The sequence below is a fragment of the Acanthopleuribacter pedis genome, from assembly GCF_017377855.1.
In the GTDB taxonomy this organism is placed as follows: domain Bacteria; phylum Acidobacteriota; class Holophagae; order Acanthopleuribacterales; family Acanthopleuribacteraceae; genus Acanthopleuribacter; species Acanthopleuribacter pedis.
Window position 1 is genome coordinate 25,851 of the sequence record NZ_JAFREP010000013.1, and the last position, 26,264, is coordinate 52,114.

The 26,264-nt window shown below is 54.6% G+C and carries 8 protein-coding genes; 1 reads left to right on the forward strand and 7 read right to left on the reverse strand.

The window, feature by feature from the left end:
• The 7 genes from comJ to J3U88_RS13880 form a co-directional block, all read right to left on the reverse strand.
• A complete protein-coding gene (gene comJ, locus J3U88_RS13850; protein WP_207859457.1) occupies nt 1-471 on the reverse strand; it encodes a competence protein ComJ in 471 nt (156 codons plus the stop codon).
• A gap of 1,311 nt (nt 472-1,782) precedes the next feature.
• Complete coding sequence (locus J3U88_RS13855; RefSeq protein WP_207859458.1) at nt 1,783-11,301, reverse strand: RHS repeat-associated core domain-containing protein; 9,519 nt, start codon at nt 11,299-11,301, stop codon at nt 1,783-1,785.
• A 135-nt stretch (nt 11,302-11,436) separates the two neighbouring features.
• Nucleotides 11,437-17,334 carry a hypothetical protein gene (locus J3U88_RS13860; RefSeq protein ID WP_207859459.1) on the reverse strand — a complete coding sequence of 1,966 codons (5,898 nt, stop codon included), beginning with the start codon at nt 17,332-17,334 and terminating at the stop codon, nt 11,437-11,439.
• 473 nt (nt 17,335-17,807) lie between these two features.
• The gene (locus J3U88_RS13865) at nt 17,808-18,848 is read right to left on the reverse strand and encodes a response regulator (RefSeq protein ID WP_207859460.1); all 1,041 of its coding nucleotides are present in this window, start codon (nt 18,846-18,848) and stop codon (nt 17,808-17,810) included.
• A 9-nt stretch (nt 18,849-18,857) separates the two neighbouring features.
• Nucleotides 18,858-19,226 carry a response regulator gene (locus tag J3U88_RS13870; protein WP_207859461.1) on the reverse strand — a complete coding sequence of 123 codons (369 nt, stop codon included), beginning with the start codon at nt 19,224-19,226 and terminating at the stop codon, nt 18,858-18,860.
• A gap of 6 nt (nt 19,227-19,232) precedes the next feature.
• Complete coding sequence (locus J3U88_RS13875; RefSeq protein ID WP_207859462.1) at nt 19,233-23,750, reverse strand: response regulator; 4,518 nt, start codon at nt 23,748-23,750, stop codon at nt 19,233-19,235.
• A gap of 398 nt (nt 23,751-24,148) precedes the next feature.
• Nucleotides 24,149-25,162: a tetratricopeptide repeat protein gene (locus J3U88_RS13880; RefSeq protein ID WP_207859463.1), complete on the reverse strand. Its 1,014-nt coding sequence runs from the start codon at nt 25,160-25,162 to the stop codon at nt 24,149-24,151.
• Nucleotides 25,163-25,711: 549 nt separating this feature from the next.
• On the opposite strand from J3U88_RS13880, the gene bfr reads away from it, so the two are divergent.
• Nucleotides 25,712-26,200, forward strand: a complete 489-nt coding sequence (bfr, locus tag J3U88_RS13885) for a bacterioferritin (protein ID WP_207859464.1) — start codon at nt 25,712-25,714, stop codon at nt 26,198-26,200.
• Nucleotides 26,201-26,264: the final 64 nt, after the last annotated feature.

The window sequence follows — 26,264 nt, forward strand, 5'->3', positions numbered from 1 at the left end:
CTATAAAGCGGGAAGAGCTGTCATTTTCAATTCTTCCTGCGGAGTAAGCTCAGAATCTTTTCTAAATACTTCAGCCGGTGTCACACCCTCTCGCTTCAGAAAGTAAAGAGATCCCTCTGGTTGTCCCTCTTCGCTTTCCATATTATGGATAACAAAAAGAAGTTCATAAGTACCTGTTTCAATACCGTACACTTCAGAACTGATGACACCGCCGATTTCAACTTGGTTTTCCTGGATAATAAAAGGAACAGAAATTCCTCTTATATACTCTCCGTTTTCGCGATCAAAAGAACTATTAATCTCTATATTAAAGTCCCAGTAACCGGACAGGGGAACAGAAAAAGATACTGATCCTGGACGCCAAGCAAACCCCTGTTTTACATGGATGTCATCCCAATCATTAAATGGGTCGTTTAAGCCTGGATCAAAAACACAAACCTGACCGTAATCTGCGCAAATCTCTATCTTCAAAAAAGTCTCCTGCTAAGTCATTTCTTCGGTTTCGGTTCAACTACAATTCTCACATTGGAACCATCTTTTGTTCCACGCAGCTGATTTCCTATTTGAGCACCTCCTCTTTTGTTATCTCCAGACGGTACCAACCTTACACTAGCACCTCTTCCACCTTCCTGGCACATGGCGGGAGCCCCATGTGCCAATGAACACGAAACGTTCAACCTGATTTGGCGTTGGCTCGTGATTCTAACTTAGCAGATGCGAAAGCGCCTTTTTGCCTGCTCGCCTGCAGGCTTACGGTTCTGCACGCTGTCGTAGCTTTTTTGGGCTTTGGGAAAATTGCCAGTTTACACTTCTTAACAGAGACGTTTACAACATGATCAAATGATAAATCTCCCTCTGCTCTATTGCTTCCGAGGCAACGACAGTTCACTTAGGACTAAAATAATGGAAGAAGAGGTGTGAAGTAACTATAAAGGCAAAGAAAGAAGCTAGACGCGGGGCTAAAAGCCCCGCGTCTGCGCCTGGGCGGTCTGCTGGGCACTCGTCTTGGTTCCGTTGAATTTATCGTCAAGTCGTGGTTATGCAACAAGGATTCGGCGCACCGTTTTCGACGTTGCCGGCAAGATCGTTAGAACGGGGCGACGCGCCATTTTGAAACTGACGTCCCCAACAATGGAACGCCTCAAGACCTTTGACTTGTGGCGCTTAAGTGGAGTTCCACCATCGAGCTAACTTAAGAAAACAGCGAGACGCGTGAAGCGCCTAGGCCTGAGTGCGCCTTTTTTCTGCAAAAGTCGTCACGCAGACGTCTTCAGAACGTCTACATTGGCCACTGAGCTAGGTAGGAAGCAGTGGCAATCCCTGAAAGAAGAAAAAAGAGCGTGCCGAAAATGGCCAAAGGAACCCAATTCAAATAATTCGAGTAGGACGTGGACTGTTCAGGCGCTTATCGCGCCGCTTAGGTTTTAGCCCCGCATCTAACTCTTAACTTAACGGCATTGGCACTATGTGCCGCAAGTTTAATGGGGACCAAAATAACGAAAGAAGAGGTGCGAAGTAGCCATGAAGACAAAGAAAGAAGCTATAGATAACACTCGAGAAGATCTTTTATTATCAGCACAAGCAGATGATACAGCAAACACCATTAGCACACCTTCGATAATGTAGCAGAACTCATATAGAAAACCAAGCGATTTCCATACCAGGATCGATTCAGTCAAATGCATCGCTGAAAATATCGCAAAGCAGTAAACGACAGATGTTATTGTGTTAGAAATAATTGAAAAAAAAGAAAGCCAAGCAGGAATTCTTTTTCTCATGTTTTCACGGAGCATTGTTCCATTTGTCAAAGTTCCATTCACGCAAAATTCCTTTCGCTACAGTAAAATAGTGGCTAGTGTATGCCCTAGATGATCCAGGTCGCCGGTAGTTCCCTGTGGCTTTGTTATAAAATCCTGCTTGGATGATAGCACCTGCATAATTTGCATCCTGTGGATCGCTAATGTCTGAATAAACCTTTGCTATTACAGTTCTTTTGACAAGGTTTCCTTGATGAACTCTGACTTCCGTTTTTCTGCTGCTGTTCTCTGTAACAAGTTGAATGTGGTTGAATCTTGGGGTAAAACCTGTTTGAATAGCAATTATATCTCCAACTTCAGCATACTGCAACTGTATTCTATCTCCGCTCATGACCGGGTAAAACGTATCTTGATATCCTGATATATTGCCAGGGGTTAAAAAATTGCCTTTTAGATCTCTCAAAACCTTAGGGAGAGTATTTCCAAAATCCACGAGGTCAGATGCACCAGTAGTCTTTAATAAATCATTCTTGAAGGTTTTAAAGTCTGAGTATCGACTAGAGCTTGAATCATAGGTTCCGGTTCCGTTCTGAATGATTACAGGAAGTTCGTTTTTAGATGCGAATTCCAGGAGAGTACTTAAAGCAAAGTCTTCGCAGGAAAAGCAAGCGCCGGCTTTTTCTTGATCTTCCGCATACTTGACTGCAAAAGTTCGATATTTTTTAATCCAAGCTTGATCCCACTGGTTCGTGGCCGGCCATGCCTCAAGTCCACTTGGGTCCCAGAACATCACTGGATTATTTCCTACATACGAATAGGAATTCCAAAACTCCCTCAAAGGGTCGACTTGGATGAAACGGCCCGCCTCGGGTAGGTACCATCGTCCATTCATGTAGACCAGGCCGGTGCCTCGTTCTGCTTCTTGGCCCGTGAAGGTGTGGGGCTCCGGCTCTGAACTGTCGGCTACCGTTTCCTCCGCGAGGGGGATGCCGAAGGCATCGCTGTCAGAGTAAGCAACCACCAATAGGTCGCGGATTTGATCGCGGGTGAGGTTGCGGCCCGCGCTTACTTCCTGATAAGCGCCGGCTTCGCTGAGTGGGTCTTTGGTTTGCAGGTAATGTTGCCGGATTTCCTGTTGGGAGAGGACGTCGCTTCGGATCAGAATCTCATCCAGCCCCCCTTCCCAAGCATAGTCGTCATGATCCAACCAATTCCCGATGACCAAGTCTTGAGCCGGCCAAAGCGCCGGCAAATTGACCGGGTCCGGCGCGCCCAACAGTTCCCCATTTTGGTAACAGCGTACATGGGTTCCGTCAAAGGTCACCGCGAGGTGGGTCCATGTACGGGCGGGAATGCGGGAGAATCGGCTAAAGAACTGCCAGCCTTCGGCGCCGCCACCAAGTCGCAAAACGGGCAGTTTTTGGCCGTCCAGATAAAAATGAACCGGATTGTACCGAATCGAGCGTTGATTGCCGACAGCAACCAGGGTCCCGTAATCGTTGATGCCGTCATCTTCATCTGCATCGTAGAGCCACAAGCTGATCGAAAAGGCTTGGGTCATGGCCTCCACGGCGGGGTGTTCCTGGAGTTGGTAGGATTCGTTCCGGTCAAGCCATAACCCACGGCCGCCATTGCGATAAACATAGCTCGGCTCTCCCTCGAAGCCCTTTTCTTGAAGCACGCCGGTGGTTGCCAGGGTCTCGTTGCAATTAAGGTTGGCAAGCAATGCCTGATCAACCGCGGGTTCGGGCGTAGGAGCCGAGGCCGGTTCGCTTGGCTCTGGATTGGACAGCACGTTGCGATAAAGGGTCACCACCATTTTGGTACTGCCCAGGTGGTCCTTCACATAAACCGCGGTGTGTTCATTGCTCTTGTACCCGATTCGTTCTGAACCACTGAAAAGGTAGGCGCGGCGCGCGCGGCCCCAACGATCCAGTTCCATAGCGTTTTCCGTTCCACTTGGTACGAAGTAGGTTTCACGCTGGATGATGTTGTCCCGCACGATCCGGCGGTAGGTGCGCGTGCCGTTGTGGTTGTAGCGGTAAGTTCTGGTTTCGGATTGGAACGGGGCGTCTTGCTCGGCCGGGCCGGTTACCACGCGCTGCACGATTTGGGTGGGCTGGTGGGTTAATCGAGGATCGCCGTATTCCAGCTCTTGCTCCACCTCGCGCTCGCCATGGGCCGCCGTCGCGGGGCTGCGATGGATGCGGGAAATGTTGCCCAATGCGTCGTAACCAAACTGGAACAGGGTCTCGTAGGCATTCGAAGCATTGCGCACCTCAATGCCCGCCAAGCGGTTTGAACCCGCTTCAAGGGTGTGACGGAGGTCCGCGTCGTGGGGAATCGGAATATGGGGCGAGAAGACATTGCGGCGTGTTTCCGCCGCCCGGTTCCCGTTGCGGTCATATACATAGGTGTAATCCAAGCGCTCGGTGCTTTGTGGATTGCCTATTTCAGCACGCCGGTTTTGAACCGCTTGCGTGACCTGATAATTTCCGTCGTAACGGTATTCATGCCGGGTCCGGCGGCCATTGGCCCCTTCCAGGTGATACGTCTCGGACAATACGGCGATGGAACCATCGTGCATCGGAAGGATGTCGGAATTGACCGGTGCCTCGTTTGATTCACAGTCAAAACGGTTAAAACAATGGTTCTCACCAATGCGGTCGAGTTTCACGGTATAAGCCGGCTCGCCGGCGATGGTGACCTGCTGAGAAAGTAACCAATCGCGAATGTCGTAGGTAAACGAACTTTCAACGGGTGTCAGATCATCCTCGCCATAGCGAACATGGGTGATGTGGCCACTGGGTGTGAACCGCCGTGTTGCCAGCTTTAAGGTCTTGGTTGTTTCTTTCAGGTCGCTACCCCTGTCGACAAGCGGGCCCAAGAAGGTTTTGACCTTATCGTATGTTTCACGCAAGGCGTGGCGGTAGGAGACCTTTACCCGCATGCGTTCACTGAACGGGGTTAAATCATGGACTTGGACAATGCGCCCAAAGGCATCGTAGACAAAACCGGCACCCAGGTGATGGGTTTGGTTGTAGGTTGCCGTTACCAGGTCCCGCTTGTCATAGCGTTGCCACAATACCTGCGGCTCCAATACGCCGCGAAGCAACATGACATGACACAGCGGGCGCCCTTTGTCGTCGTAATAGAGACGCTCGGCACTGGATGCACCAACCACTTCCACCACTTGGCCGTTGGGCCGACCGAACGTGAACGTTTTCCCGGATTCCGGCCAAGGGTAGCTTTGTTCTAAATCGGTGAGCCTGGGCCAGAATGCTGCTTTTTCTCGTTCAGATGCGTTGCCGGCATCAGCCCAATGGGGCGATGTACCTGTCATTTCGTACTGATCGTAACGGGTTGTAACGGAACTTCCCGCCACGGCCTGGACCTGAAATTCGCTGTTCCCGGCTAAACCCGCGCCAAAATCGGGCGGCGGTTCGGTTTCACTGTCGAACCATTCCTGTAAGGCCTGCCGATCCGCGTGGCCGGCCTCCGAGCTTTTATGGATTTCCACGACCCTGGTCTCAACCACGCGACCCATGGGATCGTAAACGGTCTCGGACCAGCGCATCTTTGCTCGGTCGTTGGCATCCCGCGCCAAACGCTGCCGGCCGTGTCGGTCATAAACAAATTCGGTTTGGCCGGCATCCGGCTCCACGATGCGGATTTGGCGGCCAAGTTCATCGTGTTCGTACCGAATGCTGAGGTTCTCATAATCGGGGATGCGGGAAATGGCCCAAATCCCCTGCTCAGGTTGATACAGGGTAAGGGCTTTTGGTGGCCAGGAAGCCTTTAGCAAACCTTGATCGTCTACCTCGTCGAGGCTGACGAGATTAAGGTCGGTGCTTGATGTCAGGTTGGGATCGATGCGGTCGTAGTAATCCTTCGGTAGCCAGACACGGCTGTTATCCAATTGGATGGACGCTTTGGTGGCACCGGCGGAAGCAACCTGTACCTGGAACCCCCAATCTTCCAGCACGTTGATGGAAGGGTTGGCGATTGAGACGAGGGTCGAACCAGCCAAGTTGGTCAATGTCAGCAGCATCAGGCCGTTGGCATCAATCGCCAACACGGCGGATAATCCCGCAACATCTTGTCCGCTTGACGTTTTCTGGGCCAACGCGTTATTGCCGATTTCAAACCCGTCCAACACCAACTTGCAATGCGCCGGCCGTTCGGCGATGGGACCGGAAAAGGTGGGAACCAGTGCATGGTGGTTACGGCTGAAACGCAGCACGTCATTTGGATCCCGGGCCGGGGCGCCTGGCGGAAGGGTCGCCAGCACCCGAGAGCGGGTCGCGTCCTCTTCATAGACGGTTTCGGCATAGGGATGGGCGCGGTTTTTAATGTAATTGAACGAATCCCGCGGGACACCGTCAGCAGAACCATTCAGCCAGAAGGCTTGGCCCGCGGAAAAAGTCTGTTCGATGGTTCCCGCCGTGGCAAGCGTGCGCGCCGTTAAATCGTTCGGCGGCAATCCCTTGCTATCCCCAAATAGGGATGTTTGGTGGTACTGGTTGAGTGGAAAATCTTTGGCTGCTTTCACGACCCGGCCGAAGGCGTCGTAGGTTACCGCGCCACCGACCGAAACGTGATCGAGCCAGTCAAGTGGTGCATGGGTCGCCATGGTTCGTGTTTCTTGCGCCAGCCCCGTCAGGTCCCAGAACTGAACGTTTACGATCCGATGTCGCGGATTCTCCGGGTCAGGGTAGCTAACATTAACGATTCGGTTATGACTTTCGCTGGCGCCCCATGCGGCTTTATTTGGATGCTGATCCAAGAAGTTTTGTAGCGAATCATTGGTCGCCCAGTGTGAAGGTTGGGCGCTACCGAGCGCGCCCGGTTGGACTACACGCCGGGGCACAAACAGGATGATTTGGTAGTCTCCAAGAAGGGTGTCCATCCCGGAATGGAAGCGGACAAACCCATTTTGGATTTGGGTCCACTGGGTGATGTCATGATCCAAACTGATGGGTGCTCTGCCCTCATACGAGAACCCTTCCCAGGGCAGCAGGTGATCAGGATAGGGCACGATAAACACCTGGTGGCGTCCGCTGTCACGGCTGGGATCGTGGTTGATGGAGAGCCAGGCATAGGTGTGATCGGACAAGGGTGTAACGGGGGCTTCGGTTGGATCAACCCAATCCGAGGACTCGGCCGAAAGCACCCAGGTTTGTTGAACCGGAACGCCGGGTTTTTCGGCTTCCAGAATCATGGGTTCGGGTGCAAAAGCGCGATGTAGCGCGCGTTCTAACTCCGCCGGGAGATCTTCCTGAAGTGCGGCGAGTGGCGCCTCAAAATCGACGCCGCTGTTGTGCAATTGAGGCCATTTGAGTTGGGTCTGGCCCAGGCCGGTTTTATGAAATTGGATGCGATAGGTATCAACAGCGGCAGGATTTGAAGGCTCGAGAAAAGGTCCTGTCGGTTCAGCGCCGGCCGTATCCGGTTGGTACACAAGCTCAAACTGAACATTGAGCGTGTTGGCTTCCGCTTGCCAGAAGGTGGCGGGGATTTGGTCAAGGTGAAGTCTCGCCTGAATGTCGAGTAACCCTTCCTCTCGGCGCAGGCGCAGCGAGAGATCCTGAAGAAAGGGCACTGAGTCAATCGCAAACCGCGTTGGTGTCGCGGACCAGGCGGTCCCATCGAAGTAACCGAACCGTGCGCGCAAATGCCAAAAGAATTGGCCGTTGAGCAACTTGGCACGGCTGAGATCATCATTGACATCAAGTGTTTGGGCAAAGGTGTACTGCCGGGTATCGTCGGGAACCACCTGAAGCAGGTCCGGTGAAACGGCATGGTAGGCAAACTCGGTCAAGGCGGCATGAAACGGTGGTTCCCCGAGTTCGATCAAAAGCGGGATACCGCCGCCGTGGGCGTTATTGGTGTGTGCAAGCGAACGTGGATCGGTCGGGTCCGTGGGATTGGCGCCGTTTTGGAACAAAGCAATCTGGACATAAACAAGGGGTTGGCCGCCGGTGTTTGGCCGCGTCAGCGCTTCGCTTGTATTGAGTTGGAGTTTGTTCCACCAGGTTTGGGAGGTTTCAAAGGCGCTGGGGATGATCAGCAGGTCCACTTGGTAATTTTGATCGCCACTCACCGCGGGCCAGCTTTGACCGGTCTGCTGTAAGTAGGTTTGCAGAGGCATGTTTTCGTAAACGAAATCGCCGTCAATCGGGTTCCTGAGTTGAAGACCGATGTGCCATGGGCCGTTTTGCTGGTATTGGGCACCTGAGAACCGCACCGTTGTCGGTAATTCAAAGTCAAACATGGTGCTGGAGGTGATGCCGGTTTGATCATCCCGCAGGGTCCCGTAATGCCAGACGGGCGGTTTCGAGGCGGGCTTGAGCGCAATCGAGCCCACGGGCGTGGGATCACGCTGTATTTCGGGACAAATCGGTTGCTGCACGCTGGGATCAAATTCAATGGTCACCTCGGCACGACTCAGGTTAACCACGCGGCCGGTTAAGTTATCCCGAACTTGAAAATCCTTGATGGTGATTGGATAGGGCGCGGTAAATACAGCAGGAGGAAGGTTTGGATCATCACAGCCACGCAGTGTTTCGGGGTCTGAAATGGTGAATTGGGCCACCTGGCTGGACGAACGTCTCGATTGCCCCAATGAATTGGTGTACGCGACGTTGAACAGGACTTGGGCATCGTCCAATGCTGTCGCTTCATTTTGCGAGGTTTCAGGATTGAAAACCCAGCGCATCGGCGCCCCTGAACGCACCACGAACTGGTGTGGCATAGGCCGCGTTCCGGTATAGCTCGTGGTGATGGCCGCGTTGTGGTCTCCATAAACAGAAGCAGAAGCCTTTTCCTCAAAGGGACCGTTATTGCTTCTGCCGCCAAAGGCGAGCAAGAAGCGGACATCGTCGATTTTGCGAACCGCGGCAATGTCTTGAACCAGTTGCTGCTTGAGGCCGAATGAATCGTACGCTTCAAAAACGATCCGGTAGGAATGGTTTTCATCGAAGGATTCATCAAAAACCAGCCGGTCCACATCATGTCGCACTTCGACCAGCTCATTGCCTTGCTCGGTACGGCGATAAATTTTAAAGCTTCCGTGTACCGCCGGCGGAAGGGTTTCCTGGTCCCGCCAAGCATGTTGCCAGACTGCATCCGGTACCCATACATCGCCAAAGTTGACGGCAACCTGACCGGGAAACTCGCGATGGTATACAAAGGGTTTGGGTGTTCCTTCCACCTGCCATTTGAAGCGCTGGAGGCGAAACACGGGGGTGAGACGAAAATGGACCGGGATGCTCGTTTCATGAATGGTGGACGGACTGGGTGGGTTAAAAATCGGCTTTATCTTGGTTCCGCCAAAAGAGAGTTCGAATTTGAGTGGTAATGAATAGGGCGAAGCCATGCGGACCAAATTATCGGCGGGAAGGGTTCCGTTCTCGGTGGAAACAAAGAACGCGCAGAGGCGATAAGGATCGTCGGACGGGCGCGGTGTCATGGAGCTAGGGTGAACCGCCCAGGGTTCGGTGGTCTCGTTCGTCAGCAGCGCACCGATATCGTCATTTATTTTTTGCCGCGCATTTGGACCGGCCAAATCGGACAGAGGTATTCCGGCGCTGGTACGCACAATTTCATAGCCGTCTCCCCTGGATTCGTACAAACGAAACACGAGCCGTAATCCCGACATGTCCGGGAGCGGTTGGGCGGCGCGGGATACGACCTCGGTAAAGAAGGGGATCGGGTTAAATTGCCCGTTGTTGATGACGATGCCGGTGACGGGTGGTTCTCCGTCAACAGGGACACCACGAGACGCGGTTCGTTCCTGAAGACGTAACTCAAGATCGGTGAGTCGGTTGCTGTATTCCGCGCTCGGCCGAACATTCAAAATGGGCTGGTAGGGCCGGGTTTCGGGCGGATCTTCCGAGGGAATGCCGTTGTCGTAAGTGACGGTTGCGAGGGTCACCACCTCGGACCGTGAATGCTGATTCCCGGTTGCCAAAACCAGGTCGTACCTGGCGTGTGGGATCATGGGCTCGGATAAATTTAGCGCTACCTGAACCAAGCTTCCGGTGGCTTTAAAGGGAATACGACGCCAATTTGGGGTCAGCCATTCGCCTTTCCAACTGCGAAGGCCGAAATAGTAATCGTTCTGGGATTGGGCACCTGGACCGGGCTCAAAAACCAATAGGTCCAGCGTTTCACGTGTGCTCACGACATGGAAGGGAATGGCTTCGTTCGTCGTCGCAATGGTGGGTCCGTCACTTGCGCCACGATATAAAGTGGCCCCGGTTAACGAGATGTTACTTGCCAAAGCGGGAACATCGGCGATGATGGTCGCGGACGCGGCTTGCAAACTGTGCTGATCCGACGCACCATTCTGACGAAGCCGGTACACCAAAATCCGATAGGCTGCCCATGGTTCAATGCCATTCAAGAGTGGGTCCGAGTTGGCGGCGGTCAAGAGGGTGCCGCGAATCGGGCGATCCCACCAGTTAGGGTCGAGCCAGGTGCCGTCAGATACTTTTTGGATACCAACCTTGTAGTCGTAGGTGACGGAACCACTTGCGGCACCGGGATCGGTCCACTTAATGCGGATACGATCCGAATTTAAAACCAAGTCTTCTTCAACCAGCGTGGTCGGTTCGGGTGGTGCCAACTGGAGCTGGAGAATTGCTGTCGCGGACGGCGGCGCCGTTTCATTGGCGTGGTAGCGGACCTGAACCTGGTAGGTTCCCGTACTGCCGTCCCAAAAATCGTTGCCCGATGCTTCCAGCTCCAACAAGACCCGCGAAGGTTCTCCCTCGCGCATGCGGTAATGGGTACTTTGGTTTTCAAAAGGGACGAAGGCGATTTGTTGCTGCCATTGGCTTCCGTTCCAATACTGGGAAAGTCCTTGCTCAACGCAGCTCCAAGAAAAAGAAAAGTCGGTGAGCGATACCTGTTCGGCGCCGGGCATCACCACATCCAGCGGAAGGGTGAGTTGCCCGCTCGCCGAGGGCGAAAGGGGTTCGGTTCCCAATGGGACACGTACGAGGGGTGGGCTGGTCACGTTGACAAAGGAGAGCGAAACCGCGTTGCTCCACACGGAGAAGTCTTGCGCCGGCCCTACCATAAACAGCACCTTTTGCTCTTTGGCGCTTTGCCAAAAGGCGTCGGTAAAAACCTCGGGTTGGAATCGAAGCTGGTGTGTATCCACCCGCCGCTGTTGCCAACCTGTTTCACCGGGCGAAGCTTGTTCTAGCGGTCCGGGGGTTACCACCGCGGCTTCCCAAAATGGTGCCTGGTAAACGATGCCGAGCTGATTGGGGTAGACCGCTCTCAAAAATTGTTCGCTCCACCAACGATCTTGGCCCCAAACCTGATCCGGGCTATCGGCTTGGCGCATGCGGAAACTGGTTTCGCCAATCGCATCGTCGTAGCGGGTGACTTGGAAGGTCAGAGAAACCGGCTCTTTGGAATAGGTGTTAATGCGTACCGGCGCCTGATTACTCGGGGAAAGAACGACGGCAGGGTCGGCGCCGAAAACAAAAGAAAACAAGAGGAAACCAATCAGAGAACATACGTGTTTCATAAGAAAATACCTTCACAAATACATAGCTAGCCGTTAGTAGGTGGGGAGAAACTATTTCTAGGGGCGAAGGGCGGAACCCGACCCAGAACGGGGGCGAGCCCCGCTCCGGTCAACACGAAGAATTGCGGGAAGTCATCAAGGTGGCGGCGGGCCCTCACTCAATCGTTGGTGCTCAATTCGCAAATGCTCCGTTGCCAAATCACCGTCGGTATCATAGGTGCGCCACAATTGCCCCTTGGCATTGAATTGGTAACGCACGGTCGAACCGTACCCATCGGTAATCGATTCAACGTGGTGGTACAGCGGGTCATAGCTGTAGTGATTGAGGACGGCCTCGGCAAAGCGATCATTCGCCGCCGGATAAAGGGCGACCGCATCGATCAGCGTGGACGGCGACCCGAGTTGGATATGGTCGACTTGGTCGTTGGTGAGGCGGATGACCACATACAGCCATCCCCGTGGTTTTTGTTCGACGTGGACCTTCCCGTCCTGCTGTCGGCCGGCTTGCAAAGTGAGCAGGACCGGCGAGCCCGAGGTGGTTATTGTCAAAGATTGATCGCCGGAAGGCTTACAGTAAAAACTCAAGTAATAGGGTCGCTCAGGCGCTTTGACAAAACCATCAAGCAGCAAACGAAGCGATCCTGTTGCCGCGTGACGGCCCGTATAGGCGCTGTCAAATTGGGCCATAAATGTCTCGGCGGTTTTGGTATCGGGGGCAATGGTCGGCGGGGTATTCAGGGTGTATCCCGCCACCTTTATGTGTCCCGGCGGGTATGAATCGGTTCCCGCTACAGCCGAACCATATTCAAAGTCTTCAAAAAAGATCTGTTCGTGTTTGGCATTGACTGCTTTTGCAATCACGCGCCGGCTGCTGGGTTCGTAAATCAGACTGTGGTAATTCCCCAGACGGTCCCGGGTTTCAATCGCGTTTCCTTGTGGGTCGAAACGCGTAACCTGGCCCTCGGACTCCCACCTTCCGCCGCCGGTAAGCCGGTAGCTATCTTGCCAAGTGATTCCGGTTTCATTAGGCAGGGGCAGTTTTTGAAGAACTTGGGCCGGGGAACGCGAAAGGTTGGGTTGGTATTGGAACGCGGCGGATTGGAGCCAACGTCCGGCTGTCCCCTGATCAAAACTTGTCCAGGTCCAGCCGGTTACCTGGGCGTTCAATGCCTGGGTCGGCAGCCCCTCTAGCTTGGCGAGCCAGGGGGTTTCGGGGTCGGCCGTTAGGTCTTGGTCCGACAAGAAGGACATGGAAAACCCCGGCTGGGTCAGCATGTTCTTTGTCTTCATACCGTCCTGCTCATTCTCCGCGTCCCAAATCTCGTGGGCGGGAATTTGCCAGGAATACAGATAGCGATACCCACCTTGCGGCGACATCACTTTTTGAACACCAATTGATTCGTGGCCGGTGGAATAGTCGAGCGCCAAGACTTGCGATTCACGCACGGCAATTTGTTCCGTGTCCCCGACCCGTTCGAATACTTCTTGGGTTGTCGCCACGCGCCGATAGGTGTTCCAAATTTCGTCTTGAAAAATGGCGTTCACTTGGTATTGATACCCTTCACCATCGAGCCGCCCGATTGCCAGGCCAAAGTTTTTGTCGAGGTAGGCGCCTTGAATCCTGGGGTTCAAACCAGGGTCCGATTCATAGCGCGCGGACAGTTGTTTTTCCTGTATCCGCCCCGTTGCATCGCGATAAAACCTTTTCACCGGGAGCGAGGGGTGATCCGCTTCGTAAGCGCCCTGATAGCGATGTTGTGTCCGGCTAACGGGACGATTCTGACTATCGAGAACGGTTTTCGCCGCGACCTGCCCAATAAGATCGCCGTTGTGAGATACCCGATTTCGAATTTGTGCCGACAAGGTAAACGAGAGCAACTTGTCCCAGTTCATGGGTATGGCTTCCCACCCATGAGGTTCGTTCCCACGGGGATGGAAGCGGAAGAGATGGGTTTCGGGGTCGTCGAGCACCCAATTGATGAACTTGGGGCGCACGATGTCCGGGTCGTATCGCTTCACCGATTGGGTGAATGAATGGTGGATGATGCGCGGTTCGTTGGCGGTAAGAAGACGGTAATGCGTCGCACCGTTCACCTGCCCCGGTTTCACCACGCGGGTTGTAACCGACCCATAATGGACATCGGCTCCCGGGGTAGTGAGGCTAGGCAACGCCTCACCGCGCACGATTCGCTGGTCACCACCGATGCCGTGGATGTATTTAGGGGGGTCGGCAAAAATCACACCGCTTTCCACACCGGTTCGCGGTTCCTCATAGGTGTATTTGAGCGTGGTTTTGGCACGTTCACCAAACCATTGACTGTGCTGAGACGGTTCGCTATGGATGGCCGCCACCCGTAAACCGCCGCCCAATTCACCTAAGCTGGTGGGCGTGTTTGTTGCCGCATCAAACGGATTCTGGAAGTTGGTGGCCATGGGAACAGCGTATTGCCGTTGTTGGTCATCCTCGACCATTCGACCGGGAATCTCATGGATTTCCAATTGAATAAGGTTCCCAGAGCGGTGATCCATCTCGTGCCAGATCCAGTTGGCCAAATCCTTGACGGCTGGATGAAGGGCAATCCCGGTGCCGGGTTCGTCCGCGTTTACCGCTACCGGCAGTGACCATGATTGCGTGTCCTGTTGCCGTGTTGGGACAACGAATCGATGGCGATTCGCATCAACGGCGCCGTTGGGGTCACAATTGCCATTTTGATCCAATTTAGCGCAACGGGTCCGAGACGTGCCCGTGGCAAAAACAGCCACCTGCTCAGGCCAGGCATTTGCGCCGGAAAAGGACCAGGTCATTTGCGCCAAGGACGCCAAAATGTGTTCAACCCCAAGTGGTTTCCCATTTTCGCTAAATCGGATGCTTCCCGGTGTCAGGTGGTGCCAGGTAACCAGGGGTGTCGCGGCATTCTGTCCCGCACCATGGGGAAACGCTCGGTTAAGGGCCGCCCGATCTTGAACCCATGAGTAGCGGTCCGATTCGTATTCGATTCTGATTTTGGTACCCACGGGTGTAATGATCGCGGCCAGACTGTCCGCGGCTTGAGCAGGCACTTGACTTAAGCCTTGTGATGCAAAGGTATTTGGATCCACGCGGGTGACCGTTTGCGTGCTGAGCTGAGAAGGAAATCCCCAGGGATCTTTGGCATAATAGCCGCGGTTTAATGAGGTTTCAGGGCGGGTGTAGTATTCAAATTGGTAGCTGTTGCCCATGGCAAGATCGCTGTAAGCCGCATGGAAGGATACTTCTTTGAGGGTTAGTTTCGCCTTTCTGGGGTTGGCTTGCTGACCTGCATCACCGGCTTGATCCGTATCGGTCGCATGATCACGCAAGACATTGGCATAGCCTGGGGCCAAGTCATAGCCATAATGAAACCGGGTTTTGCTCAGATGTTTGTTGTGAAGATCCGTGTCAAAGAATGCGTTCACGTCATAGGTCGACAACCGATCCGGTCGACGCCCCACGAAAAAATCGTCGGTCGATGCGTCCCGGCGAAAAACACGGACGGCGTCTAACGCGACCGACCCATTCGTGTGCTTCGGCGTAACCGTAATCGATGCGAAAGGGCCTCTGCGCGGATCTTTGTGGATATCATCGATGGATACCAGTCCCAGGTTTAACTGAAACACCTCGTAATGGCCGTAGTTCCAGCTACCAAGGTAGGTCATTCCGGCGGGCCACCCGTAGGTTGGGTTCCCAGGTTGAAGAAAAGGATTCACGGACTGAATTTGAATCGGAACCGGCTGACCCGTTTCAGCACCAAGTTTGGCAACGGTTCCCGGTGGGAACAAGACCAATAAATGCGCGCGATCTCGCTGATCAGCCGGTAAAGAACGACCGAAATGCGCCATAAATCGGCCGTGGTCCGGGTGCGCATTGGCACCAGACATCACAGAAGGTGCGGTGTTAAAGTGGAGGCCTTGGCGGTAAACAATTTGGTGCGCGTGAAGGTTGGCAGGTGGTTTGGCGAACTGGTTATCCAGCCGCTGGTGATTGTGGTCAAACACCGCCAGGTGGGTGCGCGTTTTGGCATAGAGCAGATGGTAAAAATCCTTGACCCCGGAACCGCGTTCCCGGGTGAACTTGTCATCCGCGGCAGAACGTCCAATCAGCGCAAAGGGCTGCTCATCGCCTTCCCCGTAGGGTGTTTGCCATCGGTACGAGGGGTTGGTCAGGGCGTAATGAAAGGTAACGTATTCTCCAAAATCTTCAGGTCCATAATGGCCGGTGGGTTCGTTATCAACGAAATCCGGGCTGGTTACCGCCGCCAAGTGCCAGGAATAGGCATAGGGATCGCCACGGTATTCTCTATGAGTCGCGGCATCCGTTCCATCGGTCGGATGGTGTACCCGCTGGGATTCGCGTAATTCGCTATGGTTCATGGGCCGCGCGCCCGCGGTTACCAAGCCGGACGCATCCACCAACAAACCGAAGGTATAGGTGATCCCATCGGCTTTGGTAACAATGATCCTGGCAATACGACCCGCTTCATCCAGCTCATAGCGAATGCGTTGGCTCCGATGCTCGATGTTGGGGGTCTTGTGTTTGACGTCACCGGCGCGGATGTTTGCCTCATCTAAGCGATCATTCTGGAGCGCCTGATTTCCGATCTCGCCGAAAAAGTGGTGGTCTACCTGAAGCGCTGGATCGTTGAGCATGACCATATTGTCTTGATTCTGCGTTTCTTCGGTGGTCCAAGCCGATTTTTTGAAGAACGAATTGAGTTCAGCGTCCCATTCGACGATCCCGGCTTCCATCAGCCGGTACAGGTTTCGGTAACCGTGGAAGTACCATTCCCCTTCAATATCACGACCGGTCACTCGGGTGGCCATGCTGCTCTGGGCAAAGCCCAAAAAGCCGCGCTGCTTCTTAACGGGTCGCGCCAAACCGGAGAGGCCTTGGGCGGCAACAGAATATCCGTCGTAACTTATGGATGTGTAATCGGAAAGAAAAGCATCATTGGCATGAACGCTTTCCCGCGTATCATCATCGGAAGAAACAAATGAATAGGCACCAGATAGGTTCTGATTGTAACTATCCAGCGATACGCTAATGTGTTTGAGTTCTTCGTTTTCACCGATGCGGATCTTCCTTTGATAGGTTGTATCCATTTCGAAATGAGAAGCACGTTCTTGATAGGTGTTTCTAAAACCCTCGGCCTCCTCACTGCCCAGGTGATCGCCAGTTGCATTAGATGTCAGATCAAGTTTGCGTCGCACGGTTTCCGGGTCTTCACTATTTAAGGGCCATGATTCACCGATGTGTTCGAAGTGTAGGGAACCCCATGATTCACTGTAACTCAGGATGCGACCCCCGCTGGATCTCCCAAAACCAAAATTAAAGCCTTGCATGCCTACCGATGCATAATTTGAGGAAGAGTAGACCTGGCCGGAAATAACAGAATCAGACTTGGTTCGGGAAAGGAAGCCATGATTCATGCTGACATCGCCACCACTGCTGATCGAGATACCGGTGCTGAGTCCCGCGTTGCCGCCCTTGGTAAGCCCGATGCCACCGTTCGAGTTAATGGAAAATCCATTTCGTCCACCCGATCCCGAATGACTGATACCAACGGACCCTGACACGCTGTTGCGGTTGTGAAAACTGAGCGAAGGCGAGCCGGTTGAGCTATGTCCACGCTTATTCTCACCTGAAAACGAATACCCTACCTCACCGCCAAAGCCACCGTGATTATCCCAGTTGACGCCAATGTTGAACCCTTCATAACCGAAGCCGACCCCGTAGGTATACACCGATGGAAGCGGGGTTTCGGTAACCTTCAACGCGCCAAAGTCATCATCGGGTACCGAGCGAACAAAACGAGACACGGTGCCGGGGTGAAGGTTCCAACCAAGACCGACCCAGGTCGCTTCCTGGCCATGCTTGATTCCCGCTTGGTAGCTGAGGGCAATGGGGTAGCTTCCGCCGGGCGCCCCAGGGATCATAACAGCGGGGAGAGAATACCCGAAATCACCGCTGGAGAGCTGAACCAAGTCGGAAATATCAACGGGTTTAAATTGAGTCACTTCAGGAGCCGTTGCCCCTGTCGTTTGCGCAAATAGAGGAACAGCCACCCACAGAAAGAGCAGGCAAGAAAACCGCTTAACCATTAATTACTCCAATAACTTAAGGCCGCCGTACCCGGGGTCGGGGTCGGGGCTGAAAAAAGAAATTAAAAAAGAATGAGACAAACTCAAATAGAAACAGGTAGTTGGATAGGGACAAAGCCCGAAGGCCAAAATAACAAAGTCAAGACATCACCGTTTGATGTTAATTTTTTTGGTGCTCACTGTAAAGGGCCGCGAATACAAAAACAGAAAAAGTCGCATACAACCATCAGCGAATAAAAGAGATCAGCCCAACACCCTTTTTAAACCTAAGGGGCGCTTCTGTGCGAAAATCAACCAGCAAAAGTTAGATACAGTAGTCACTACACAACTACAAGATAACAATACCGTGTTTAAACCTTAAAACCACGGCCAAGCCGGGCCGCGGTTTTTTATGATTCTGGTTGGTGTTCCGCGTACCGGGCTTTGATTTTAAGTACTTTGTCCAACACCTGGTGGAATACGGCCAACAGTTTTGGGTCGAAATGGCGCCCCGACCCTTGGTTCATGTAATTCAGGGTTTCCTCTACCGACCAGGCTTTTTTGTAGGGGCGTGCCGTGGTGAGCGCGTCGAAAACGTCGGCCACCGCGATGATGCGGGCCGATAGCGGGATGGCTTCGCCTTTGAGGCCCCGGGGGTATCCCGAGCCGTCCCATTTTTCGTGGTGACCCAGGGCGATTTCTCGCGAGGTCTTGATGATGTCCGACGGGTGATCGCCGATGATTTCCGCGCCGAATTCAGGATGCTGTTTCATAATACGCCACTCTTCCGCGTCCAACTTGCCTGGCTTCAACAAGATACGGTCCGGGATGCCGATTTTACCGATGTCGTGCATCGGCGCGGCGTTGAATATGAGGTCGGCCCAGTCGCGGTTGTCGCTCAACGCCTCCGCGATCAGCCGTGAATAATGGCTCATGCGAATGACGTGTGGCCCGGTTTCGTTGTCTTTGTATTCCGCGGCCCGGCCCAACCTTTGGATAATCTGCAGCCGCGTTTCGCTGAGCTCCGCCGTTCGTTCGCGGACCTTTTGGGCCAAGGCCAGGTTTTGATCGTAGAGGGCCAGATGGGTGCGAATTCGCGCCAGCACAATCGCGGGGCGAATCGGCTTGGTCAAATAATCGACGGCACCCAGCCGCAAGCCCTGCTGCTCGTCCTCGTCTTGGTTTTTGGCGGTTACAAAAATCACGGGAATGTCCGCGGTGGCCGGGTTCTGTTTCAAGCGGCGGCACACCGCGTAGCCGTCCATTCCCGGCATCATAATGTCCAACAAAATCAAAACCGGTTTGGGTTCTTTGGCGGCGATGACCAGCGCCCGCTCCCCGTTTAAGGCGGCCTTGACCTTGAAGGTATCGCTCAAAATACCGCTCAACACATCGATGTTCTCTGGTGCATCGTCCACCACCAAAATGGTTTTTCTGTTTTCGCCGACCATCTCACCCACCTATCCCAATACCTCTGTCAAGGTTGCCAACAAACGCGCCCGGTCAATCGGCTTGCCCAAAAAAGCGACCGCCCCCAGCGCCGCCGCCTTCTCGCGCTCGACCTCGGTCACGGTTCCCGAGAGGAACACCACCGGAATGCCTCGCGTCGTCTCTGATTGTTTCAGGGCTTCACAGACTTGAAATCCATCCATCCCCGGCATCACCACGTCCAACACGATCATGTCGGGCGGCGGGATTTTGTTGGCGATCTTTAGCGCTTTTTCCCCGTGCGTCGCCGCTTTGACTTTGTAGGCACGCGACAAAACAGCACTCAATAACTGAATGTTGTCCGGCGCATCGTCCACCACGAGAATGGTTTTTTTGGTCATGCCACCCTACTCCCCGTTGCCTTGCAGCCGCGCCAAATGCACCAAGGCGGATTCGAAATCGTAGGCGTTCACGGTTTTTGTTAGCTGCTCAAGCATGGCGCGGTCCAATCCCGAATTCGGAATTTCCGCCAGCGCCTCGATCACCCGCGTGGCCTCGGTATCATCGTCTTCTAAGAAGCCGCGTAACTGTTCCAACAAGCGATCCACCCGCGAACGCGCCACGGCGGGACCAGGCTCCGGCTCAAAGGTGTTTGCCACCCAGGATCGAAGGCCCGCGATCACGGGATCCAATTGCTGCACCACCGCCTCGGTCAAACCCGGCAAGGGCGCATGCTCACCCTTCTCGCTCGATCCCGCTTCCAGCCGACCCGCGACCTTGGCCAAGGCCGTTGCGCCAATGTGACCCGCCGCGCCCTTGAGTGTATGGGCCAGCCGCATCAATTGTCGGCGGTCGTCCGCGGCCAAGGCACCCAAGGCCTCGGTCTCAAATTGTTGATGCTGTTCCAGGAAACGCTGTAACAGTTTGCGGAACAGTTTGACCCGTCCGCCGGCAATCTCCAAACCCACGTGTTGATCAATTCCCGGCAAGTCAGGCACTGGCTCAGAGCCTGGCTCGTCAAGAAAAGGAAGAAAGCCGGAGTCTATGGGATTCAGGGGTTTAATCCACTTTGCCATGGTGATGAACAGTTCGTTGACGTTAATGGGTTTGGCAATGTGATCGTTCATCCCGGCATCCAGCGCCTTTTCCCGATCTCCGGCCATGGCGTTGGCGGTCACGGCCAAAATCGGCAAATCGGCAAATTGGCTTTCCCGACGCAAACGGCGCGTGGTTTCAAAACCGTCCATCACCGGCATTTGGCAATCCATCAACACCCCGTCAAAGCGACCCTTGGCCAGAATCGCCAAGGCCTCGCGACCGTCGTTGGCCACTTCCACCATCACCCCGTTCATGGTGAGCAGGTCCAGCGCCAATTCCTGATTCACGGCGTTGTCTTCCACCAACAACACTTTGGCGCCGCGTAACTGCCGCATGGCCTCGTCCTTCACCTGGTGCCTTTTGCCGGGGCCATGTTCCCGCGCGGCATCTTTTCCGATGGCTACCATCACCGAATCCAACAAGGTCGAGGCGGTGACGGGTTTGGTCAAAAACGCCTGAATCGCCACATCACCGGCGGATTTATGCGCTTCCTCACGACCGTAGGCGGTCACCATGATCACGGTGGGCGTTTTGGTCAAGCCCTCGTTGGCCTGGATCGCCCGGGTGGTTTCAATCCCATCCATGCCCGGCATTTTCCAATCCATCAGCACCAATTGATAAGGATCGGTTTCGTGGTTTTGCTCCAAAAGGGCGATGGCGTCGCTTCCCGCGTGGACGCTGTCCACCCGCATCCCCAGACCGCGTAGCATGGTACTGAAAATCTCGTTGGCGCTGCTATTGTCGTCCACCACCAACACCCGCATATTGCTCAATTCGCTCGCCGCGGCACGCTGCTCGGCCGAATGCAGGCCCTGAACACCAAAGGTTACGGAAAAATGAAAGGTGCTACCGCGACCCAGTTCGCTTTCTACCCAAATGTCACCGCCCATCAGCCGCGTCAGGTTTTTGGAAATGGCGAGACCCAGGCCGGTGCCGCCATACTTGCGGGTGGTGGACGTATCGACCTGGGTAAAGGATTGAAATAACCGCGCCTTGTCCGATTCGCGCATGCCGATGCCGGTATCCTGCACGCTGAAATGCAGCTTCACGCCGGTCTCGGTGTGTTCAACGACCGCCACCCGAATCACAATCTCACCAGATTCGGTGAACTTGACCGCGTTGTTGCCCAGGTTAATGAGAATTTGGCCGAGCCGCAGGGGATCGCCGATGAGCGCGGTAGGCAGTTCCGGGGGCAGGTCGAACAAAAGTTCCAACGCCTTGGCCTCCGCCTTTAACCCGACAATGTTGGCCAAATTATCGAACACATCTTCGAGCTGAAACGGAATCTGCTCCAGGTCCAATTTGCCGGCTTCAATTTTAGAGAAATCGAGAATGTCGTTAATGATGCCCAACAAACTCACGGCGGAACGATGCACCTTTTGAATGTAGTTCTGTTGGCGCCGATTGAGCTCGGTTTGCAGGGTGAGGTGCGACATGCCGATGATCGCATTCATCGGGGTACGAATTTCGTGGGACATGTTGGCCAGAAAATCGGATTTGGCGCGGGCGGCTTCCTCGGCGAGCTGTTTGGCCTGTTCTAATTCGCGCGTACGATCCGCGACTTTTTGCTCCAACTGTTTTTGGTGATCGGCTAATTCGCGGCGCGCGGCCTCGGCGTCCTCGGCCAAACTCATCGCCGCCGCCTTTTGCTTGGCCAGGGATTCGCCTTGACGGGTCGCCTTGGATTCAGCCAATTTGCTGCGCTGTTGCTCCATCGCAAAGGAGGCGACCAAGCGCGCGAACATGGCCAGAAACTCCAGAATGATCGGCAGTTGGGTGCGGGGAATGACGGGCGGTGCCCCCTCGTCCGCGGCGGGAAGCGTCGCGGAACCCGTCGCCTGCTCGCGCGGTGTTAAGCGGAACTGCCCAATCAACACATCCGCCACATGGGTGGCATCAATCCAAATCGGGGCACGACATTCCACCAGGCCGTTTTTGCAACGGCTAAAGGTCATTTCTCGACCGTCACTTAAACGCAGGACGGGTTCGTGAGGATCGCGTTTGCAGCCGGAACAAGCGCGACTCCCCTGCTGTCGGTTTTCATCGCAACCCCGACCCCGCCGTGAGGAAAGCAACAGGTCGCCCTGAAGGTTGGTGATCACCATCGGCGCGCCGACGGTTTCGGCAAAGGTGAGGAACAGTTGCTGGATTTGTGGCTCTTGAACCAGGGCGCGAATGGGGTGTTTGATGGTAGGTTCCGGCGCATCGGTCGGCAGCGAAACCGGCACCACGTCGGCTTGAAACGACTCCTCGGTGCCGGGATCCGCGTAGACCGCGGCCCCGCCCGAAGCGCGGACAGCTTCGTTCACCTCACGCTTCAGTTCCATAATGCGGTGCTCACGCGCCAAGGCGAGGCGGTTAAAACGCTCGATTTCGCTCATTTTCTCCCGCAGCAACGCGCTCTCGCGCACCGCTTGCTCGGCCCGTTTGAATTCGGTGACATCGTAAAACCATCCCAAAACCGCGGGTGCGTCCTGGTATTCCATTTCGACGTAGGTGGCCAAAACGGCGCGGGTCCCACCGGCGCCGTCGGGAAAAGGCATTTCGATGTCGCGAACCACCCCGGCCTCGGCCAGACCGGCCAGAATTTGGGGTTGCGGGCAGCCGAGCATGGTGCCCGCGTCAACCGACGCCGCGCGCAGATCCGGGTTGAGTTCCTTCATGCGTTCGTTCATAAACACCATGACATCGTTTTGGGCGATGCCGACCCCGACCGGACTGTTGTCGAGCAACCTTTGGAATTGTTCCTTTTCCCGCAGCAGTTCATTCTCGGCGGCTTTGCGGTCACTGATATCGATCACGGTACCAACCAGGGAACTGGGCGCCCCGTCGTCGCCGTAAACGGCCTTCCCCCGCTCATAGACATCGTGAACGGTGCCGGCCCGATCAACGATGCGGTATTCGACGGTATAGCTCTGATGCAGGCGCACCGCCGCCTCAATCACGTCCTCCACATGCTGCACATCCTCGGGGTGAATCAAACTGGCAAAGGTTCGCACCTCGCTATGGATGAAATCCGACATGGGGTAACCGGACAAGGTTTCGATTTCTTCGCTAATAAACAGCATGGTCCAATCGCGATCCATCAGGCACTGGTAGACGGTGCCGGGAATCGAAGCCACCAGCGTGCGGAACTGTTTCTCGCTCGCGGCAAGGCGTGCGGCCGCGTCTTTGCGGTCGCTCAGGTCGTCCAGCACCGCAAAAAGGGCGGGCCCGTCGGCCGTGGTCACCGCGGTGAGTTTGACTTCAACCGGAAAGTGCGTGCCGTCCAACCTGCGATGGGTCCACTCGAAGCGATGAAAGCCTTTTTCCCGCGCGAGAGCGGCCATTTCCGCGGCCTTGCGATCCGAAGGACGCCCGTCCGGTTGCAATTCGGGCGAAACCTCGGCCGGCATTTTGCCAATCAATTCGCGCTTGTCGCGAACGCCGTACATCGACAGGGTGGCATCGTTACAATCCACCACACCCTTGTCGGAAAGGAGCATATAAGCGTCGGTGGACTGGTCGAGTAACTCTTTGAAATGACGGGTGCCGGTTTTAAGCGAGCCCTCGGCGTTCGGCCCGGTGATCAAGGCGGCGCGACGTTTTAGCAGCCAAAGGGCGAGTCCCGCCAAGCCAAGGCTCAGCAAAAACAAAAAAGCCGAAACCCAAAGCAGCAGGGACCCCGAATCCACCGACGCCCCCGGGGTTTGCAAAGCAAGGGAAAAGACATCTGCCCAATCCCGCGCTTCCCGAGTCGGCGTCAGAAAAACAAGGAGCGCCAAACACGCGACGATCACCTCAATCACAACACGGGGAATCGCCCCTAAAAACGGCCGGGTGGTCATTATCGCGCGACCTCCTCAAGTCCCACGGGTCACCGGGGCGCGACACGGAAAAAACCCAAGAAGCGGGTTTCTCAAGTCAGACCACTCGGGAGCGTGGAAAGGAACACGCTCACGCGGTCGAAGAACTCAGGTCTTGTAAATTACTGTAACCATGAATATAACCAATTAGTTGGTAATTTGCACGCCAAGTCCACATTTCTCACAAGGAATTCTGCACCAAAACTGACCCCCTTGCGATCACGAGAGGGCGGCCTCCCGCCTCATTTGATCGGGCCGACGCTTGGTCGTGGTTTTGGTCGTAATCTTTGTACGCGCAAGGCTTACGCCGCGAATCCCAATGAGAAGCGCGGGCCAAGGTCGCGCCGGCCCTTATGAACCCCTCGCAAAAACGGAGGCTGTTAGCCCTCGGACGTGCTTTCGACACCATAGCGTTTATGCAATTCGGCACGTTTTTGATCCTGACCCAGGGTTTCATAACACTCGGCCAATAAATGGTAAGCGGGGTAAAAATTCCCGCATTGCGTCAGGGCGGTTTCCAAGGGTTCAACCGCGGCCTGGGCCTGTCCTTTTTCCATCATGGCGCGTCCTTGGTTGTAGTAAACACCGGCCGCCAAAGGCAAGGATCGGGTCAAACGCTGGTAATAGGCGACGGCTTCATCGAGTTTGTCCGATTTCACCAAGCCGTTGGCTTTCTCCAGGCCCATAAAGTCGGAACGATCAAATTCGATGGCGCGCACGCTGCGAAAATACTGGTACAGCGCATTGGGTAACCCGATCAAAAACAACAAATTAGCAAGCACCATCCAGCCGGCTTTTTTGCGCATACAGGTCGAACAGGCGCTCCATTCCTCGGATTGGTAACCCCAAAGAACGAACAAAAAATAAAAATAAAAAACGGTTCGCGGAAAAACACGCCCATAGTAGCCGCATTGATCGCACAGGCAGAAATCGCCTTCCCCGTCGGGCGCACGATGTTCGGGGCTAAAGAGCCGATCACAATAGCCACAGGCGGTTTGTTCGCCGGCCGGTACCTCGCTGAGGTTCACCGTCGCGCGACAGTGGGGGCAGCGGGCGAAGCGAAATAAGGCCCCCTTCCCCGCCTCTTCCAGTTGGGCGCGGTGGTTTTTGGCCTGACGCGCCGAGGCCAGCGCATTGAGTGCCTTGACCAAATCCGCCGCGGCACCCTTGGTAACCGACAAACCAACGTGGGTGCGTCCTTCGCCGCCCCCGTAGAGTTCCATCAAGATGAAGCGCCGGTTATGAAGGGTGGCACGCTGAACGGCTTCCACCGGAAGGTTTTCCTCACCGAGTACCAACCCCTCGGGTGACAACGCGCCGGCTTTGCTCAAAAACGAATCCTCGTTGCCATCGCTATCGAGGAATTTAAACTTAAAGGTCATGGCTTCCGTCATGGACAACCCCATCCCGTAAAAACAATTAAAAAAACGGCGGTGCCGCCGCCAAAGTCAGGCCACACCACACCAAAGGTAAAACATGGAAAACCCGGCTATTTTAACACCCGGTCTCCCATCCGACGAAGCACGGCTCAAAAACGCGACGAAAAGCCTTGGTGGCGCTGGAAATGCGCATTTTCGGGAGCCGACACGCCCGCGAGTCAACGCGTCTCAAATAAATCCACCTAATTGAGACTCAAACTCAAAAGCACTGGTTTTATTGAGATTAGCACGAACTCTTCTTGACCCAAATCGTCGTTCCGCCTAGACTGGGAGGGTCTTCACCAGGGTGTTTTTCGCACAACACAAAGATTAACGCGACACAAATTAATGCAGCACCCCGGTTTCCTGAACTCGCTTAACCGACGATTGCCGCGGCCTCGCAACCGATGGCCTCCATCGAACCACGGCGTCGTCGTTCCGACCTCGGGTCGCATCCTTTTTTCGACCCAACGGCGAACCCACCCGACAGGGCCTCGCCGCTGCAAAACCACAAGGAGAATCACCATGAAAGGTAGCCCAAAGGTTATCGAAGTCCTTAACAAGACGCTCTGTTTAGAATTGACCGGCATCAACCAATACTTCATCCATTCAAAAATGTGCAAAGACTGGGGCTACCACGCGCTTGCCAAACACGCATGGGATGAGTCCATTGAAGAAATGAAACACGCGGACAAGGTCATCGAACGCATTCTGTTTTTGGAAGGCAAACCCGACATGAGCACCTACGATGTCATTCGCATCGGTGGCACGGTTCGCGAGCAAATGGCCAACGACCTGAAACTCGAGCACAACGCGGTAAACAACCTGCGCAACGGCATTAAAATTTGTCTGAAAGAGGAAGACCACGTGACCCGTGAGTTGCTGGAACACATCCTCTGCGACGAGGAAGAACATATCGACTGGCTCGAAACCCAGCTCAACCTCATCGAGGAAGTGAGCTACGAGAACTACCTGGCCAAACAAATGGGCGGTCACCACGACCACCACGGTTAAACCAGAATCCCGTTCAAATAAAAAAGGAGAGGTGCCCGCCTCTCCTTTTTTATTGTGCCCGCAT

Coding starts and splice junctions, on each gene's coding strand:
- J3U88_RS13865 (WP_207859460.1), bottom strand. CDS start 18,848: ATGGTCGGCGAAAACAGAAAAACCATTTTGGTGGTGGACGATGCACCA.
- bfr (WP_207859464.1), top strand. CDS start 25,712: ATGAAAGGTAGCCCAAAGGTTATCGAAGTCCTTAACAAGACGCTCTGT.
- J3U88_RS13875 (WP_207859462.1), bottom strand. CDS start 23,750: ATGACCACCCGGCCGTTTTTAGGGGCGATTCCCCGTGTTGTGATTGAG.
- J3U88_RS13880 (WP_207859463.1), bottom strand. CDS start 25,162: ATGACGGAAGCCATGACCTTTAAGTTTAAATTCCTCGATAGCGATGGC.
- J3U88_RS13870 (WP_207859461.1), bottom strand. CDS start 19,226: ATGACCAAAAAAACCATTCTCGTGGTGGACGATGCGCCGGACAACATT.
- J3U88_RS13855 (WP_207859458.1), bottom strand. CDS start 11,301: ATGAAACACGTATGTTCTCTGATTGGTTTCCTCTTGTTTTCTTTTGTT.